Origin of the sequence: Pediococcus damnosus (assembly GCF_001611155.1) — a bacterium.
Taxonomy (GTDB): Bacteria; Bacillota; Bacilli; order Lactobacillales; family Lactobacillaceae; genus Pediococcus; species Pediococcus damnosus.
On the sequence record NZ_CP012294.1, the window covers coordinates 1704864 to 1721768 of the forward strand.

Consider the following 16905-nt stretch of genomic DNA (forward strand, 5'->3'; position numbering starts at 1 on the left):
TAAAATTATGTTTAAAAATGCAGATATATTAACTGCCATTGTGACCCCGTTTGATGATCAGGGCCAAATTGATTTTCCAGCTTTAAAAACACTCACTAATCATCTTTTAGATACTGGAAGTCGCGGTTTTATTATTGGTGGGACAACCGGTGAAACGCCAAATTTAACCCATGATGAAAAAATTGAATTATATACGCAATTTGCAAAAATTATTGATGGACGGGTACCAATTGTTGCCGGAACTGGAAGCAATAATACGCTTGAAACGGTCCAGTTTACCAAAGAAGTGGGGCAAATTGAGGGAATTGATATGGCACTTGTCGTTGTACCTTACTACAATAAGCCTAATCAACGCGGCATGGTTGCTCATTTCACAACGGTCGCTGATCAGTCACCAATTCCAATTGCTATTTATAATATTCCAGGCCGAACCGGGGTCACCATGCAAAACGAGACGGTGGTTCAGTTGGCTCAACACCCTAATATTCAGGCGGTTAAACAATGCACATCTTTGGAAGATTTGGAATATTTAGTTGAAAACACACCAAATGATTTCATGGTCTACACGGGTGAAGATGCGCAGACGTTACCAGGAATCGCGATTGGCGCAACTGGGGTCGTTTCTGTAGCTGCCCATATTTATGGAAGAGATATGCGGGCAATGCTGGATGCCTTTTATAAAGGTGACACAAAGTTGGCAGCTGGTTTGCAAAGACGATTAACCCCAAAGATGGCAGCACTATTCCTTTATCCTTCGCCATCACCAGTCAAGGCTGTTTTAAAGGCGCAAGGATTTCAAGTTGGCGGCAGTCGTTTACCAATTTTGCCGTTGAATCATGAAGAACGACAAACCTTGGCAAAGGCGTTGGGATTAAACGAAGATGCGCTAGAAACGGACGATTTAGAAGAGTTAGGAGTTACAGATGATTAAAATAATTGTTGCTGGATTTAACGGTTCAATGGGCCAAAAAGCGGTTCACCTTGTGAATAACACAGAGGATTTTAAATTGGTGGGCGTTTATAGTCCCTTAGTAAAGGATTTACAACCCGCAAGTTATGATTTACCAAAGGATGTTCAGGTTTTCAATGATTTCTCTGCAATTAACATTGAAGCTGATGTGTGGATTGATTTCAGTACTCCAAAAGCAGTTTTTGAAAATACCAAATTTGCCTTAGGCCATCATATTCGTCCGGTCGTGGGAACTAGTGGTTTAACAGATCAACAAGTTGAGGATCTTAAAGCCTATGCGAAAACCCAACACATGGCTGGTCTGATCGTTCCTAATTTCGGAATTTCCGCCGTCCTATTGATGAAATTTGCTAAAGAGGCGGCTAAATACTTCCCCGAAGCAGAAATTATTGAAATGCACCATGCCGACAAAACGGATGCTCCTTCTGGAACGGCTCTGAGTACTGCCAAACAAATCAGTGAAGCGCGCGAACCACAAGCGGCTGATAACAAAAAGTTTGATGAAAACTTGCCGGGAGCACGTGGCGGTAATTATAAAGGAATCAGAATTCATTCCGTCCGTTTGCCCGGTTACGTAGCTCACGAGCAGGTCTTATTTGGTAGCGAGGGTGAGGCGTTGACAATTCGGCAAGATTCCTTCACACGTGATTCGTTCATGAAGGGTGTCGAAATCGCGGTTAAAAAAGTTGGTTCATTAACTGAATTAGTAGTTGGCCTAGAAAATGTTTTATCTTAAAAAATACGAGGAGTGGTAGAATGCCAAAATTAAACACAGCATTATCAGATCAAGTTAATCAACGCTTAGATTCCATTGGACCGTCTGGAATTCGGGCGTTTGATCAGAAAGTTACGGGGATTCCCGGATTGGTCAAATTGACCTTAGGAGAACCTGGTTTTAATACTCCGGAACATGTCAAAGAAGCAGCAGTTGAAAGTATTCGTAATAATGATTCCCATTATTCAGCCCAAAAGGGAACCCCAGCATTACGAAACGCCATCAGTGGTTTTCTAAAGACCCGTTATAATTTGGACTATGATCCAAAAGCAGAAATTGTAACTACGATTGGGGCTACTGAAGCCTTAGCGGCAAGTTTAATGGCCATGTTAAACCCTGGGGATAAAGTGATTGTGCCAACCCCAGCTTTTGCACTATATGTGCCATTGATTACCGTTGCAGGTGGAACGCCAGTTGAAGTGGATACTTCAAAAGACAACTTTGTGTTAACTCCTCAACGTTTGAAAGGAACGCTTGCCAAAGAGGGGGATGCCGTTAAAGCAGTTATTTTGACGTATCCTAATAATCCGACCGGTGTGGAGTACACAGAAGCTGAATTACAGGGATTAGCAGATGTAATTGCGACGAAACCAATTTTTGTGATTGCTGATGAGATTTATAGTGAACTTACATATGACATTACGCATCATTCAATCGCAGCAATGATTCCTGAACAAACAATCTTAGTGAATGGGTTGTCAAAATCCCATGCAATGACAGGTTATCGGATTGGGTATATTGCTGCTCCTGCTGATTTTGTCAAAAATGCCGCCAAAATGCATGCCTTTTTGGTTACTGCACCATCTAATCCAGCGCAAGCTGCAGCTACTGAAGCTTTAACTAATGGGTTGGATGATCCAAAGAAAATGTGTGTCCAGTATAAAAAGAGCCGTGACTATGTCATTGATTGTTTAGATAAATTAGGATTTGAAACGGTTCCGCCAAAGGGTGCTTTTTACATTTTTGCAAAAATCCCAGCAGGATTTACGCAAAATTCAGTTGATTTTGCCACGGAATTAGCCCAAGACGGTAAAGTCGGTGTCATCCCAGGAAGTGCGTTTGGCCCTGGTGGTGAAGGCTATATTCGCTTATCATATGCAGCAAGTGTGGAAGATTTACATGCCGCAATGACGAATATGAAAGGCTTTATGGCAGCTAAGACGGCATCAGCATCTAAGTAAAATTCAGCAGATAAAAGAGGAAAATGAAATGAGCGAATATAATGTAGCTATTTTAGGTGCAACGGGAGCGGTCGGAACACGTCTAATTCAACAATTAGAACAGTCCACAATTCCAGTTAAGTCAGTGAAATTTTTGGCTTCATCACGATCAGCCGGTAAACAATTAAAATTTCACAATCAACCAGTGACTGTTGAAGAGGCTAAACCAGAATCTTTTGAAGGTGTTGATTTAGTATTGGCATCTGCAGGTGGTGATGTTTCAAAACGGCTATTGCCAGAGGCTGTTAAACGAGGCGCTGTTTGTGTAGATAATACGAGTGCGTTTCGAATGGATCCCGATGTCCCACTGGTTGTGCCAGAAGTGAATGCAGAGGCACTCACTCGTCATCATGGCATTATTGCTAACCCTAATTGTTCAACAATTCAGATGGTAGTGGCTTTGGAACCGATTCGCAAAGCATTTGGTTTAAAACAGGTAATTGTGTCCACTTATCAGGCGGCATCTGGTGCTGGTCAACAAGCTTGGAATGAAATGAATGCCCAGGCCCAAGAACATTTAGATGGCAAAGAAATGCAAAGCACTATTTATCCTGTAAAGGGTGGCGCAAAACATTATCCATTGGCCTTTAACTTATTACCTCAAATCGATGTATTTGAAGATGATGGGTATACGCATGAAGAGTGGAAAATGATTCATGAAACCAAAAAGATTATGTTGGATGATATGGACGCGCCTGATATTAAGGTGACGGCTACGTGTGTGCGCGTACCGGTTGGCATTGGACATGGTGAAGCAGTGTATTTTGAAGTGGCAAATCCTAAGGAAGCCAGTCGTGAAAAGATTCAAAAGGTGTTGGCAAAGGCACCGGGAGTGGTTTTGCAAGATGATCCAGACCAACAATTATATCCACAACCAATTAATGCGGAAGGTAAACGAGAGACGTTTGTGGGCAGAGTGCGTGGAGATCAAGAAAATCCGGGTAACTATCACATGTGGGTAGTGGCGGATAACTTGTTGAAGGGTGCGGCATGGAATACGGTGCAGATCGCGGAGAAGTTGGTGGAAAAAGATTTAGTGAGCGTAACAAATCGTTAGTCAAGAAAATATAAGCGAGGCGTATGCGGGATCGCAATCCCGCGGGAGCCTTGCTTATATTTTCTTGACTGATTTGTGAAGCTGTCCTCAGGCCTAGCGGTAAAAATTAAAAAGAGTCGAGGTGCGTATGCGGGATCGCAATCCCGCCGCGAGTTCTTGCGGCTGAATTATGCCACAAGAATCGACAACGAACGAAAATCATCAATAGTTCGAAGTAGTGGGAGCCTTGCTTATATTTTCTTGACTGATTTGTGAAGCTGTCCTCAGGCCTAGCGGTAAAAATTAAAAAAGATGATCGGTTCGCAGTCTAAATAGACTTGCCAACCGATCATTTTTTAGTTAATTAGTTTTCCGAAGAGGTACTTTTCTGAGTTTTAAAGTTCACAATTTGAAGAACTAACATGATAAGTTCCATGATAATGAGAAAAATAAAATCATGTCGGCTTCCAAGACCGGTTGCTTTTACGAAGGATAGGCCATGGGCGTTTGATTGGCTGATTCCAATAAACGTGGCCATTAATGAAGCACCAATCGAACCTGAGTACTGTTGGATAGCATTGGAAGTCGTTTTATTTGTAACAATGTTTTTTCCCTGTTAAACTATTACTAATGTGTTTTATCAGTTTATTATCAAAGGTACGGAGTTCTAAGAGCGTCACTCCTTTCGTAATTAGCTTGTGGGATACAAAATTTTTAAACGCGCATTGCGCAAGGAGGATTCATTCACATGGAAAAAGGTAAAGTTAAATGGTTTAACCCTGATAAGGGTTACGGTTTTATTAATCGCGAAAACGGTGACGATGTATTCGTTCATTTCTCAGCTATTCAAGGCGACGGTTTTAAGACATTGGAAGAGGACCAAGAGGTTACTTTCGACGTTGAAGACAGCGACCGTGGACCACAAGCTGTTAACGTTCAGAAACAGTAAAACATTCGCGCCTGATAAGTTACTTCTTAGGCAATCTTAAAAGCGAGGTTTTATATATTAAATATTCTGACAAAGAATGCAAAACAGAAAAAAATACGTTATTAGAAGATTTAGAGGCTGAATTCGGCTCCAATGTCGATGTCTACTAAAACTTAGCGTAAAAAAGAAGCTTCGTAATTGAAAAATTACGAAGCTTCTTTTTATTACTTAGAAACAAACTACTTTTTCTTTAATGCGTGGTCAAACTGGCTTAACCATTTAGAAGCACTAACTGTTTTATGTGGTCTTGGACTTAAAACGAGTTCATCTAAACTGATTTGATAAAGTTTGTGCAGTTTGATTAGCGCTGACAAGTCTGGTTCGACTTCGCCATGTTCCCACTCGCTAATTAAATCTGGACTAACTTTTAATTCTTCGGCTAGGGCCTTTCTTGTATAGCCGGCCCGTTTTCTTTGCCTAACAAGTTGATCTGCAAAGGTCATTGCGGGTCCTCCCTTTTTTGACAAGGCACGTAAATATTCGTTTTATAAATGTTTTGAGATGGTGTACTGGGTTCCGTGATTGTTTTTAGTTTTTGGATCAACAGCATCCTTAGCATAAAAAATAAGGTAGTCTTCGTCACTCTTAGGATCTGTTGCAATAACTAATTCATGCGGCGTATTATCCTTATGCTTATAGAGTTGCCCACTACGAACAGCCTCGTTATAATCATGAAAATTTCCTAGTGAGTCTCCAGGGTTAAAAAGTACAACTTCACTTGCCATAAAAAACAGCTCCTCTTTATCGTTCTATAGTTTGACTTAACTAGAATATATAATAAAAAATTATAGAAAGCAAAAGATTCGAATGATTTAGTCCCAAATCTTCTGCTTTCTATAATAAATTCAATATTTTTCGCTTATAAACCAAAAAATCGGTACTTAATTCAAAGTCAGGTTGTTTCTTTAAGTTGGGATCAATCGTAATTTCTTGAGTGATCGAAGCGGGTGTCCCACTTAGAATATAAATGCGGTCAGATAGGAGAATGGCTTCGTCCACATCGTGCGTAATGAGCAGAGTGGATAAGTCGATTTTCTGCATCAGCTGGAGATACCAGCTGTGTACTTGTCGCTTAGTAATCTCATCTAAGGCACTAAAGGGTTCATCCAGTAAGGATACCTCTTTTGAAAACATGTAAGTTCTTAATAAAGCTGCTCGTTGCCGCATGCCACCAGAAAGCGTTTGTGGATATAGATTTTCAGTATTCTCTAAACCAAAAATTTTAAAAAAAGGTGCGGCTTTAGTTTCCGCTTCTTTTTTGGGGATGTTTTGCATCAGTGCTGGTAAAATGACATTGCCCATAATTGTGCGATAGGGAAGGAGCAGATCTTTTTGCAGCATATAACTGATATGACCAGTGGTATTGGTGATTTCGTGATCTTTAAGCAAAACTTGCCCAGCTTCTGGCGCTTCTAGTCCAGCGATGATGTTAAACAATGTGCTTTTACCGATACCACTGATTCCAAGAATGCTGACCAGTTCACCTTGATTTAGATGAATATTAACGTCTGAGAGAACTTCGCGATTGTCATAGTTTTTAGTAATGTGCTGCGTTTGCAATAACGCCATAATTAAACCCTCATTTTGGAAGATATTTATTCGTAAATCCTTGATCTTTTTTTAACTTTACAGAAACTAAATTATTTTTATTTAACCAAGTGTAGAAGCCATTCCAGCGGGTTGCACTGATTTTTCCCCATTGTTTTGACCCAAGGGCATACTGTTTAGAAAGGTAAGTTTGACTTGCATAAACAAGTTTTCGATTACTTTTTAACTCTGGGACCTGATCCATTAAAATGTCAGCAGATTGGTGCGGGTGATTAGAAGCGTAATCGTATCCTTTAGTAGTTGCTTTCATGAAATCTTTTGCAACTTGGAGATTATTTTTTAAGAAACTATTATTGCCAATTAAGGTTGGTGTGTAATAGTCAAAAACTTTGTTCAGTGAACGAAACGAAAAATAATTAATTGGGAAGTTCTTAACTTTGGCGTTTTGTCCTGCCCAGCCATAAAATACCCAGATATCATCTGTCTGTTTGGATTTTAAAGCGGCTACTTCATCAGTGATGTTATTCGGAATTAATTTTAGTTTTTTATAGTTACCATGGTCATCATTTACAACTTGTTTTATGGTTGCTTGTTCAATTGGCAAGTCCCAAGTGGAATAACGTTTGCCCATCATTTTCTTAGGAGAAGTGATCCCGTCGGCTTTTCGCGACATGATTCCCGAAGTGTTGTGCTGGATAATTCCGGCGATAGTAGTAATCGGCAATGGATCCTTTCGGGCAATTGCACCCGCAAATGTATCCTGTGCAGAAACGCCAAATTCAGCCTTACCACTTGCGACTAACTGTTCAGCACCATCCTTAGGCGGCTGCATAAACTTTACATTGAGATGGTACTTCTTATAGTAACCTTTTTGTTTTGCGACATACATGCCGGTATGATTTGTGTTTGGCGTCCAATCTAAAACAACGGTTACTGTGCGATTTTTGGACTTACTTTGCTTAGATTGACAGCCACTAAGCATAACAATTAGGGAAAGACTAAAGAGTAAGATTAGCCATTTGTGTGTAATGGTTCTCATTTTTTGGTTACCTCCCAAGGCATGACTTTGCGTTGTATAAAGGATACGAGCCAAATAAGGACAAGACTGATGGCGGAAATTAGGAAAATTACAGCGAACATTTTATCATATGCATAAGCTTTCATGACGCGGGTCATATAAACCCCAAGGCCACTGAAACCGCCAACCCATTCCGATACAACCGCGCTGACGATGGCATAGGATACAGAAATCTTCAAACTTGAGAAGAAATGATTTAAGGAGTTTGGAAACTTTACATAATAGTATAGTTTCCATTTACTGGCTCCCATCGTTTGCATTAGTTTAATTAAGTCGGGATCTGTGGCTCGAAAACCAGTCAGCATTTCCACAGCTACCGGGAAAAAGGTGGTCAGAATGACCAAAACAATTTTTGGTAGCATTCCATAACCTAACCATAGAATTAAAAGTGGGGCGATTGCCACGGTTGGGATGGTTTGGCTAATGACTAGTAGCGGATAAACAGCTTTATAGAGAGGATTAAACAAATCCATCAAGATAGCGATTAGCAAACCGCCGCAGACACCTAATAATAGGCCCCAGAACGCTTCTAACAAAGTTACCCAAGCATTACTCATGAGTAATGAAAAGTCGCCTACAAACGCTTCAACGACGCTTACAGGTGATGGCAAAAGAAAAGATGGAACGAGTTGAAAACTACTGACAAGTTGCCAGACAACTAAAAGTAATAGAATAACGAGCGCTGGTAAAAAATTAATGTTGATACTTGTCTGTTTTTTCATGAATTCCTAAAACCTTACCTGCTGATTTATAGTCAATCTTAACGTAAGTCATCACTTGAGGAGCCCCAGCATCTGCGGCAATTTTAGTGATATTTTTAACGATTTCCATTAGTTGATCGTAATCACCCTCGATGGTTGTTTCAAAGGCACCAACTGCATAAGTAACTCCAGTTGACTGAATGTATTCAATTGCTTTATCGACTACGGCTACGACCTTTTTGTCATCTTCCAACATGGGAAGTATTTGAATTGCGACACTTGTGTTCATTATTTTATATCCTTTCTTAAAGCAAAATAAAAAGCCAGCAAAAATTTGCCAGCTTGTCCAAGACATACTTAAATTAATTATTATGAGATTTATCCAAGTCAAATAATAATTAAAAAAAGACTTCCTGCGCTGGCATTATCCATATCAGGTTCGAGGGTCAAAAGCCACTAGCCTTTATCTCAGCCGGATTGGATCCAGCACCCCTGTATTAAATATGAATTTAGTATAGCTATAAAAGTAAAATTCGGCAACTAATTTGTTATGCATTTGTTGATCGCTTCTATAAAAACACTAAAGATTGAAAGTAAAAAATAAAATCAAAAATTTTGGTCTATACCCTTGCAATTTAAACAGAGAGATTATATAATTGGGCTATACCAATACGAATGGTGTTTCGTGATTGCAAAATATACATTAAAAATGAAAAGGAGATTAATTATGCAAATTATTATTGTTAAAGATGAAGTTGAAGGCGGCCAAAAAGGCTATCAAGTATTTGCAGATGCAAAGAAGAACGGTGCTCATGTTTTTGGCTTAGCTACAGGTAGTACACCAATTACAACGTACAAAGATATTATTGCTAGTGACCTTGATTTTAGTGATTCTATTTCAATTAACTTAGATGAGTATATCGGTTTATCTGCTGATAATGATCAAAGTTATAACTATTTCATGCACAAGAACTTGTTCAACCAGAAGCCTTTCAAGACTTCATACTTACCAAATGGTTTAGCAAAAGATATTGATGCTGAAGCAAAACGTTATGACAAGGTCATTGCAGACAATCCAATTGATCTTCAAATTTTAGGTCTTGGCCGTAACGGTCACATTGGTTTTAACGAACCAGGAACTTCCCGTGAAATTGGAACTCATCGTGTTTCTTTGACTCAATCAACTATCGATGCCAATGCCCGTTTCTTTGAACACGAAGAAGATGTTCCTAAGGAAGCTTTATCAATGGGATTGTCTTCAATTATGAAGTCTAAACATATCTTATTGGAAGCTTATGGAGCAGAAAAGGCTGACGCTGTTAAAGGCATGATTGAAGGCCCAGATACACCTGATTTACCAGCAAGCATTCTTCAAAACCATGACAATGTCACAGTTATTCTTGATGAAGCTGCTGCAAGCAAATTAACTAACAAATAAATAAGTTCGATTAATTTTAAGATTCATCCTATCTCGGTTTTTACATCGAATAGAATGGATCTTTTTGAGTTTAAGAGTTAAAAAGATTGGAGCAAAATGGTGTTAGTGTAAGGTTTTCCTAGATGGTCAATAAAATTCTAGGAATATTCATTTTGAGTTGAATATATAGAAAAAGACCTGTAGCCTTTTAATCGACGAAGATTAAAGGAAAGGATACAGGTCTTTCATGTATATTTTAGCAGATTTTATTGAATCATTGGGAAATTTAGACAGTTTATTTGATTTAGAGGAGCAGGTAATTCTTCATCTTAGGAAGTCATTCCAGCTGGTTGTAGCTGAATATCTGAGGCAATTAGATGAAACACTCGTTCCATCAATTCCGGCAGAAAATACATTCATTAATCGACAGGCCAGAACAATTGAGTTTATGTTTGGCGCCGTGAATTTTGAAAGAAGATGTTATCTTCGACCCAATGGAAGTTATTACTTCCCGTTGGATGAACAACTTCAGTTGGAAGAAAGAAAAAGAATTTCACCTTATTTTAAAAGTGTCGTTGCCAAAATTGGGCAAACGACAACGATGAGAAATACGGCCGCAATGATCAATCTGGCAAGTCAGACGGATATTAGTGCCTGGTCAGTAGACCGAATTATCAGAGACATGGCAGATACCGTGAAGACAGAAGAAAAATCGTCCGAAGAGAAACTAGTTAAGAAACGAAAAGTTGAAAACTTAGTGGTTGAAGGCGATGCCTTTGAGATACACAAAATTAATCGACGAAGACAAGACGTCCACCATTACATTGTTTTTGAATCAGGATTAGATGGAACAAGATCAAACAAAGTTGAGTTTGTTGGTATCAATCAAAAAAAGGTTCAAAAACGAGTAACTGACTACATTGAGAAGTATTATAAAATCAGTGAAATGACCGTGTTTACAGCAAGTGATGGTGGCCCAGGGTATAACCCGAAAAGTATGCGAGAAATAGTTCCGAGTGCTCAAAGAGTTGAATTTACTATCGATCGGTATCACTTTGTCAAAAAGATTAAACAAACCTTTGGTTTATTTAATCCATTGGTTGATAAGGCCGTTAAGAGCGTTAGCCTGTATGATCAGAATCAGTTAAACGTTATTTTAGATACATTTGAGTCGCAAATTAAAACTGATAAGGAACTTGAGAGCCTAAGGGTCCTAAGACAATATTTGGCAAGAAATTGGCAGTTTATAAAGTCTCCACACGATCGTGGCTTCATGAGGGTCGGCAAATTGGGATCCGTTGAAAGCTCACACAGAGCGTACACGTATCGAATGAAAAAGCAAGGCAAAGTATGGTCCGAAAAGGGCCTTGAGGCTATGTTGAAATTAATTGAAGCTCGGGTAAACGGTAAGCTAGATAAATACTTACGTGGTGGTTTAAGAAAGTTACAAGAGCTAACGATTGAGATCGCTACGGAATCATTGAAGACGTTGAGTTCAGCTCAGCTGAGCAACAAGCACCATTCTAAGCATATTGGAGTTCTTTCAGGTAAAATACCAGTTGATGCCCCAACAAGTAGCCCTATCGGAGCAATGGCAAAAATATTTTCAAACTAATTATTGTGTATAAATATTTGGTTGATTATAAGGCACCTAGGAAAATTTGACACATACGATTAAGTGGTTATACTAAAAATATATTTACAGGCTAATTAATTCATGAGATACTGTGATTGATAGAGACGTGCATTCTAGGGGGGAAACAAAACATGAAAGATTTTTTTAAAACATTATGGCAACGGGAATGGGTGAAGTTCCTAGCACAAATGTTTTTTTATTTTGTCGTTTTCTTAATACTTGTGTATTTATACGGCTATAGTGGTATTAGTGGCGGTACATTTATTTACAATGAAATTTAAGTGTTTTAAAAGTTATTAGGGGGGAAACAATGCAAATTACAAACGTAATTAACGCGATCGACAAAAACAGTGAGCAAACACCAGATCGCATTGCTTATGATTATCTGGGTGAAACCCATACATATCATGAGTTGAAATGTTATTCGGACGCGTTGGCCAGTAAAATCGGTCAAATGAATTTAGACGCTCAGGCACCAATTATGGTTTTTGGTGAACAGAGTTTTGAAATGGTAGCAACCTTTCTCGGAATTGTAAAAAGTGGGCATGCATATATCCCCATTGACCAGCATTCTCCAAATGATCGGTTGGAAATGATCCAAGAGATTGCTAAGCCCACTGCTTGTATTGCAGTAGAGAAATTGCCGATTCAGATTAAAGGAATTCCGGTGATAAATGCTGATGAATTAGCTCAGATATTTAAAACGACTGGTCGATTTGATGAAAAGCTTGCAGTTTCGGGCGATCAGAACTACTACATTATTTTTACTTCTGGGACAACGGGAAAACCAAAAGGAGTTCAAATTAGTCATCAGAACTTAACAAGTTTTGTAAATTGGATGTTAAAGGACTTTAATTTACCTGATGCACCGGTCAGTCTTGCCCAGGCACCGTATTCCTTTGATTTATCAGTGATGAGTCTCTATCCGACATTGGTTAGTGGTGGAACTTTACAGGTTTTACCTAAAAAAATTACGGATAACTTTAAAGAGCTTTTTGATTACTTACCCAAGATGAATTTAAACGTTTGGGTTTCGACACCTTCTTTTGTTGATATTTGTTTATTGCAACCGGAGTTTGATGCTGCCCATTATCCAACGTTAAGTCACTTCATGTTTTGTGGTGAAGAATTAACCCATCGGACGGCAGTACAGTTAAAAGAACGGTTTCCACAAGCAAAAATTTATAATACGTACGGACCAACTGAGACTACCGTTGCGGTGACGGCGATGGAGATTACACAGAAAATCTTAGACGAAGATCAACGGCTTCCCATTGGCAAACCGAAATCAGACATGAAAATTAGTGTGCTTGATCAATCTGGAAAGCCTGTCGATGTTGGTAAAACGGGTGAGTTGGTTATTTCAGGCCCAAGTGTGTCCAAAGGTTATTTAAATAATCCAGAAAAAACGGCTCATGTTTTTCAGCAGGTCGGAAATCATGATGCCTATCATTCAGGTGATTTAGGTACAAAGGATGAAAATGGTGTTTTACATTACCTAGGACGCCTTGATTTTCAGATTAAGCTGCATGGGTATCGCATAGAGTTGGAAGAAGTTGATCACTATTTAAATGCGCAAAAGCTTATTAAACAGGCAGTAGCGGTTCCTAAGTATGATACTAATCATAAGGTGTCGCAATTAATTGCTTATGTGATTGCAGAGGATAATGATTTCGAGAATAACATGGATCTAACAGTGGCAATTAAAAAGGGCTTACAAGCTACGATGATGTCGTATATGGTGCCAAATCGGCTTGTTTTCAAAAGTAGCTTACCAATCACAGCCAATGGTAAGGTAGATATTAAATCGATCATGAGAGAGGTTAATTCATAATGCTAACATTTATACCTTATGAGAATCCTACTTACTTTGGCATATTGGCAATTGCACTATTGCCGATAGTGATTGGATTACTTTGTGGGAAGAGATTTCACTGGTATGAAACACTGATTTCCTTTTTCTTTTTAGTTCTTATTTTTGGTGGTTCTAAGTTAACGCAAGGAATCGCTTTAATTGCGTATTTAGTTTACGAAGTGTTACTGGTTTGGGGATACACTACGTATCGTAAAAGTAGGAATCAAACGGGGATCTTTGTGGGTGCTGTAATTCTGGCAATCTTACCATTAGTAGTTGTTAAGCTCACACCGGCCATTAATGGTACCCAGTCAATTATTGGATTCTTAGGAATTAGTTATTTAACGTTTAAAGTTGTTCAAACGATTATGGAATCTCGCGATGGTGTTTTAAAGAAATTTGAACCGTGGTTCTTTATACAATTTCTGGTCTTTTTCCCAACCATTTCATCAGGACCAATTGATCGTTATCGACGTTTTAAACGTGATTATGATCATGTGCCTAGTCAAGATAAATATTTGAAGCTTTTGCAAAAAGGTGTACACAATATTTTCCTAGGGTTCGTTTATAAATATATGTTGTCCTATCTTTTTGGAACTTTGATGTTACCAAAGATAGAGCATCAAGCTTTAATGGCACATGGCATGTCTTGGTCATTGGTTGGAGTCATGTACGTTTACAGTATGTATCTATTCTTTGATTTTGCTGGTTATAGTTTGTTTGCAATTGGGACAAGTTATTTTATGGGTGTCGAAACACCAATTAACTTTAATGCACCATTTAAATCACACAATATCAAGGAATTCTGGAATCGTTGGCATATGACTTTATCGTTTTGGTTTCGTGACTTCATTTATATGCGGTTAGTTTTCTTTTTGATGAAGCACAAGGTTTTCAAGAGTCCCAAAACAACAGCTAATGTCACTTATATCATCAATATGACGATCATGGGATTTTGGCATGGAGTTACTTGGTATTATATTTCTTATGGTATCCTGCACGGGGTCGCGCTCGTTGTGAATGGCTGGTGGTTGAGGTACAAGAAAAAGCATCAGGACAAGTTACCACACAATAAGTTTACAGAGCTTTTCGCAACTTTTATAACTTTTAATTTTGTTTGTTTTACATTTTTACTATTTTCAGGGTTTTTAAATACAATGTTGTTTGCGAAGTAAATTAATTTTTGAAGGAGAGTAATTATAATGGATACAAAAGAAAAAGTTTTAAATATTTTACAGGATTTAACAGGTAATGATGTAAGCGAAGATATGGACAGTAATCTTTTTGATGCTGGGTTGTTGGACTCAATGGGGACAGTTCAACTCCTTTTACAATTACAAAGTGAGCTGGGAGTTAATGTGCCAGTTTCTGAGTTTGAGCGTAGCAAATGGGACACGCCAAACAAAATCATTGCACAAGTTAAGGAATTACAAGCCTAGTGGCAAAGAAACTTTTTCTGATTTTTGGGCCAGTTCTTTTAGCAGGGCTGCTGTTACTTGCAATTCTGTTTTCCCCATTTAAATTGAGTCATATCAATTCTAAAACGGAACGTCAGGCAGCAACATCTTTATCACCTAATGTTCTTAAAGGACAGGTTATTAAAGAATCAGCACTTTCCCACAAAAATTTTGTACCTTTTTTCGGATCTTCAGAATTTTCAAGGTTTGATTTTTCTCATCCATCCGTATTAGCATCAAAGTACAAACGATCTTATACGCCATTCTTAATGGGTGCACCTGGGACGCAATCTTTGACTCATTATTTTCAGATGCAGCTTGTTGATCCCCAGTTGAAGAATCGCAAAGCAGTATTTGTGATTTCACCACAGTGGTTTGTGAAAAAGGGAGCCCGTAAAGATGCCTTTTCATTTTACTATTCACCTTTACAGTCAACGGTGTGGCTTTTAAAGCAACATGGAAGTCAGCAAATGGACCGGTATGCAGCTAAAAGATTATTAGAAATGCCATCCGGAAAAGCAAACCGGACAATTACCAGTGCGCTTAAAAGAGTTGCCGATGGGAAAAAGATCACGTCGGGGCAACGGACCTATTTAACGTACGAAAGACGACTTTTACAGCATGAAGATCAGCTTTTCTCGGCCCTTAAGTTGAAAGATAATCAGGGACGAATTGATCAATTTGCCAAACAATTACCGAATAATTATCAAATGGGTGCACTGGATAAATTAGCGGTGAAACAAGGAAAAGCGCATACTACTAATAATCAGTTTGGAATTGATAATCAATTTTATCAACGGCGTTTAGAAAAAAGAAAAACTAAATTCAAGGGATTAGAACGTAACTGGAACTATACGCAGTCACCGGAATTTAGTGATTTTGAGCTTGTTTTAAACCAGTTTGCTAGTTTGCATACGAATGTTGAATTTATTATTCCTCCAGTAAACCAAAAGTGGAGTGAATATACTGGATTATCACCAAAAATGTTAAAGATATTTGATCAAAAGATTCGGTATCAGTTAACTTCACAAGGATTTACTAATATTTGTGATCTTAGTGATAAAGGTGGTGTACCTTACTTTATGCAAGATACAATTCACTTGGGTTGGCGTGGATGGTTAGCGGTAGATCAGAAAATTGATCCATTTTTAACGAAAAAACAAAAGACACCGCAGTATCAGATCAATTCAAAATTCTATTCGAAAAATTGGCAAAATCTAACGTCAATTCCTAAAACAGAAACTAACTAAAATTTTAAGTAGTTAGAATTTTTGCAACTCATTTATAAAAGTAAAGCAGTGCATTTGTGCTGTTTTACTTTTTTGATTACCGTGATAACGCTTGATTTTCTTTTTTTTAAAAGAGATAATGTAGTTTCAGAATATGTGAAGAGGATGAATAAAATGGATAACCGTGCAATTGGATTTATGGACTCGGGGGTTGGTGGTTTAACCGTCGTCCGAGAGGCTTTGCGTCAATTACCACTTGAGTCTGTTTGCTTTATTGGAGATCAAGCTAGATTACCTTATGGGCCTCGGTCCAGTGATGAGGTACGCCAATTTTCTGAGCAAATGGCGGCATTTTTAACGCATCAAGATATTAAAATGCTTGTTATTGCCTGTAATACTGCAACTTCTGCTGCTCTGAAGGATCTTCAAGAGAAGCTTTCCATTCCGGTAATAGGGGTAATTTCACCAGGTAGTCGTGCTGCACTTAAGGCAACCCGTAATCGTCGAATCGGGGTTATTGGCACAGAGGGTACAATTAAAAGTCGTGCATACGAAAAGGCAATATTGTCTAAGGATAATTCGGTTAAGGTATTCAGTTTGGCCTGTCCAAAATTTGTACCTTTGGTGGAAAGCAATGAATATAACTCTCCGATTGCCAAAAAAATAGTTGCCGAGACATTACAATTTTTTGAAAGCAAGAATGTTGATACCTTGATTTTGGGATGTACACATTATCCATTACTAAGACCCATTATTCAAGATGTGATGGGTAAGCAAGTTAAACTAATTGATTCCGGAGCTGAAACCGTTGGAACCGTATCAGCGTTACTCGATTATTTTGAAATTGCCAAAGACTCGGCCGGAGATCAAATCAAGGATGCTTACTATACAACAGCATCACCTGTTAGTTTTAATCAAATTGCTAGCCAGTGGTTAGGGATTGATATTCAGTCTAAAAAAGCAAAAATTGATGAACTAGAATTGGGGAAATAAAA

At 38.5% G+C, this 16905-nt stretch carries 19 protein-coding genes and 1 riboswitch; of the genes, 13 read left to right on the top strand and 6 right to left on the bottom strand.

Annotation, left to right across the window (positions count from 1 at the left end; translation table 11 throughout):
- Positions 1–7: 7 nt before the first annotated feature.
- From dapA to ADU73_RS07920, 5 genes are all read left to right on the top strand, one after another.
- Positions 8–931, top strand: coding sequence for a 4-hydroxy-tetrahydrodipicolinate synthase (gene dapA, locus ADU73_RS07900; RefSeq protein ID WP_046871343.1), 924 nt, complete (start codon positions 8–10; stop codon positions 929–931).
- Positions 924–1706: a 4-hydroxy-tetrahydrodipicolinate reductase gene (dapB, locus tag ADU73_RS07905; protein ID WP_062913370.1), complete on the top strand. Its 783-nt coding sequence runs from the start codon at positions 924–926 to the stop codon at positions 1704–1706. The genes dapA and dapB overlap by 8 nt, the downstream gene beginning before the upstream one ends.
- Before the next feature lie 20 nt (positions 1707–1726).
- On the top strand, positions 1727–2926 hold the full coding sequence (locus ADU73_RS07910; RefSeq protein ID WP_062913371.1) for an aminotransferase class I/II-fold pyridoxal phosphate-dependent enzyme: 1200 nt from the start codon (positions 1727–1729) through the stop codon (positions 2924–2926).
- A gap of 28 nt (positions 2927–2954) precedes the next feature.
- On the top strand, positions 2955–4022 hold the full coding sequence (locus tag ADU73_RS07915; RefSeq protein ID WP_046871340.1) for an aspartate-semialdehyde dehydrogenase: 1068 nt from the start codon (positions 2955–2957) through the stop codon (positions 4020–4022).
- 727 nt (positions 4023–4749) lie between these two features.
- Positions 4750–4950: a cold-shock protein gene (locus ADU73_RS07920; RefSeq protein ID WP_056986216.1), complete on the top strand. Its 201-nt coding sequence runs from the start codon at positions 4750–4752 to the stop codon at positions 4948–4950.
- 218 nt (positions 4951–5168) lie between these two features.
- Here ADU73_RS07920 and ADU73_RS07925 read toward each other — a convergent pair whose 3' ends face one another.
- The 6 genes from ADU73_RS07925 to ADU73_RS07950 all read right to left on the bottom strand — a co-directional run bounded on the left by ADU73_RS07925 (position 5169) and on the right by ADU73_RS07950 (position 8605).
- Positions 5169–5432, bottom strand: coding sequence for a helix-turn-helix domain-containing protein (locus tag ADU73_RS07925; RefSeq protein ID WP_052694488.1), 264 nt, complete (start codon positions 5430–5432; stop codon positions 5169–5171).
- A gap of 42 nt (positions 5433–5474) precedes the next feature.
- A complete protein-coding gene (locus ADU73_RS07930; RefSeq protein WP_046871336.1) occupies positions 5475–5714 on the bottom strand; it encodes a hypothetical protein in 240 nt (79 codons plus the stop codon).
- A 109-nt stretch (positions 5715–5823) separates the two neighbouring features.
- A complete protein-coding gene (locus tag ADU73_RS07935; protein ID WP_046871335.1) occupies positions 5824–6558 on the bottom strand; it encodes an ABC transporter ATP-binding protein in 735 nt (244 codons plus the stop codon).
- Positions 6559–6568: 10 nt separating this feature from the next.
- Positions 6569–7576, bottom strand: coding sequence for an ABC transporter substrate-binding protein (locus ADU73_RS07940; protein ID WP_062913372.1), 1008 nt, complete (start codon positions 7574–7576; stop codon positions 6569–6571).
- Positions 7573–8337, bottom strand: coding sequence for an ABC transporter permease (locus tag ADU73_RS07945; RefSeq protein ID WP_046871333.1), 765 nt, complete (start codon positions 8335–8337; stop codon positions 7573–7575). Before ADU73_RS07945 ends, ADU73_RS07940 begins: the two co-directional genes overlap by 4 nt.
- A complete protein-coding gene (locus tag ADU73_RS07950; RefSeq protein WP_046871332.1) occupies positions 8309–8605 on the bottom strand; it encodes a thiamine-binding protein in 297 nt (98 codons plus the stop codon). The genes ADU73_RS07945 and ADU73_RS07950 overlap by 29 nt, the downstream gene beginning before the upstream one ends.
- Positions 8606–8709: 104 nt before the next feature.
- A riboswitch (TPP riboswitch) is annotated at positions 8710–8820 on the bottom strand.
- A gap of 223 nt (positions 8821–9043) precedes the next feature.
- Here ADU73_RS07950 and ADU73_RS07955 point away from each other — a divergent pair.
- The 8 genes from ADU73_RS07955 (at position 9044) to racE (ending at position 16903) form a co-directional block, all read left to right on the top strand.
- Positions 9044–9754, top strand: coding sequence for a glucosamine-6-phosphate deaminase (locus tag ADU73_RS07955; protein WP_046871331.1), 711 nt, complete (start codon positions 9044–9046; stop codon positions 9752–9754).
- Between the two features lie 226 nt (positions 9755–9980).
- Positions 9981–11348 (top strand): ISLre2 family transposase, encoded by a 1368-nt coding sequence (locus ADU73_RS07960; RefSeq protein WP_046872291.1) that lies wholly within the window; start codon positions 9981–9983, stop codon positions 11346–11348.
- Between the two features lie 152 nt (positions 11349–11500).
- Positions 11501–11650, top strand: coding sequence for a teichoic acid D-Ala incorporation-associated protein DltX (locus ADU73_RS07965; protein ID WP_062913373.1), 150 nt, complete (start codon positions 11501–11503; stop codon positions 11648–11650).
- A gap of 29 nt (positions 11651–11679) precedes the next feature.
- Positions 11680–13203 (top strand): D-alanine--poly(phosphoribitol) ligase subunit DltA, encoded by a 1524-nt coding sequence (gene dltA, locus ADU73_RS07970; RefSeq protein ID WP_056986564.1) that lies wholly within the window; start codon positions 11680–11682, stop codon positions 13201–13203.
- Entirely contained in the window at positions 13203–14399 is a 1197-nt protein-coding gene (gene dltB, locus ADU73_RS07975; RefSeq protein ID WP_062913374.1) for a D-alanyl-lipoteichoic acid biosynthesis protein DltB, read from the top strand. The genes dltA and dltB overlap by 1 nt, the downstream gene beginning before the upstream one ends.
- Before the next feature lie 27 nt (positions 14400–14426).
- The gene (gene dltC / locus ADU73_RS07980; RefSeq protein WP_046872072.1) at positions 14427–14663 is read left to right on the top strand and encodes a D-alanine--poly(phosphoribitol) ligase subunit DltC; all 237 of its coding nucleotides are present in this window, start codon (positions 14427–14429) and stop codon (positions 14661–14663) included.
- Complete coding sequence (gene dltD, locus ADU73_RS07985; RefSeq protein WP_046872073.1) at positions 14663–15931, top strand: D-alanyl-lipoteichoic acid biosynthesis protein DltD; 1269 nt, start codon at positions 14663–14665, stop codon at positions 15929–15931. The genes dltC and dltD overlap by 1 nt, the downstream gene beginning before the upstream one ends.
- Before the next feature lie 153 nt (positions 15932–16084).
- Complete coding sequence (gene racE, locus ADU73_RS07990; protein WP_046872443.1) at positions 16085–16903, top strand: glutamate racemase; 819 nt, start codon at positions 16085–16087, stop codon at positions 16901–16903.
- The last annotated feature ends 2 nt before the right edge of the window (positions 16904–16905 follow it).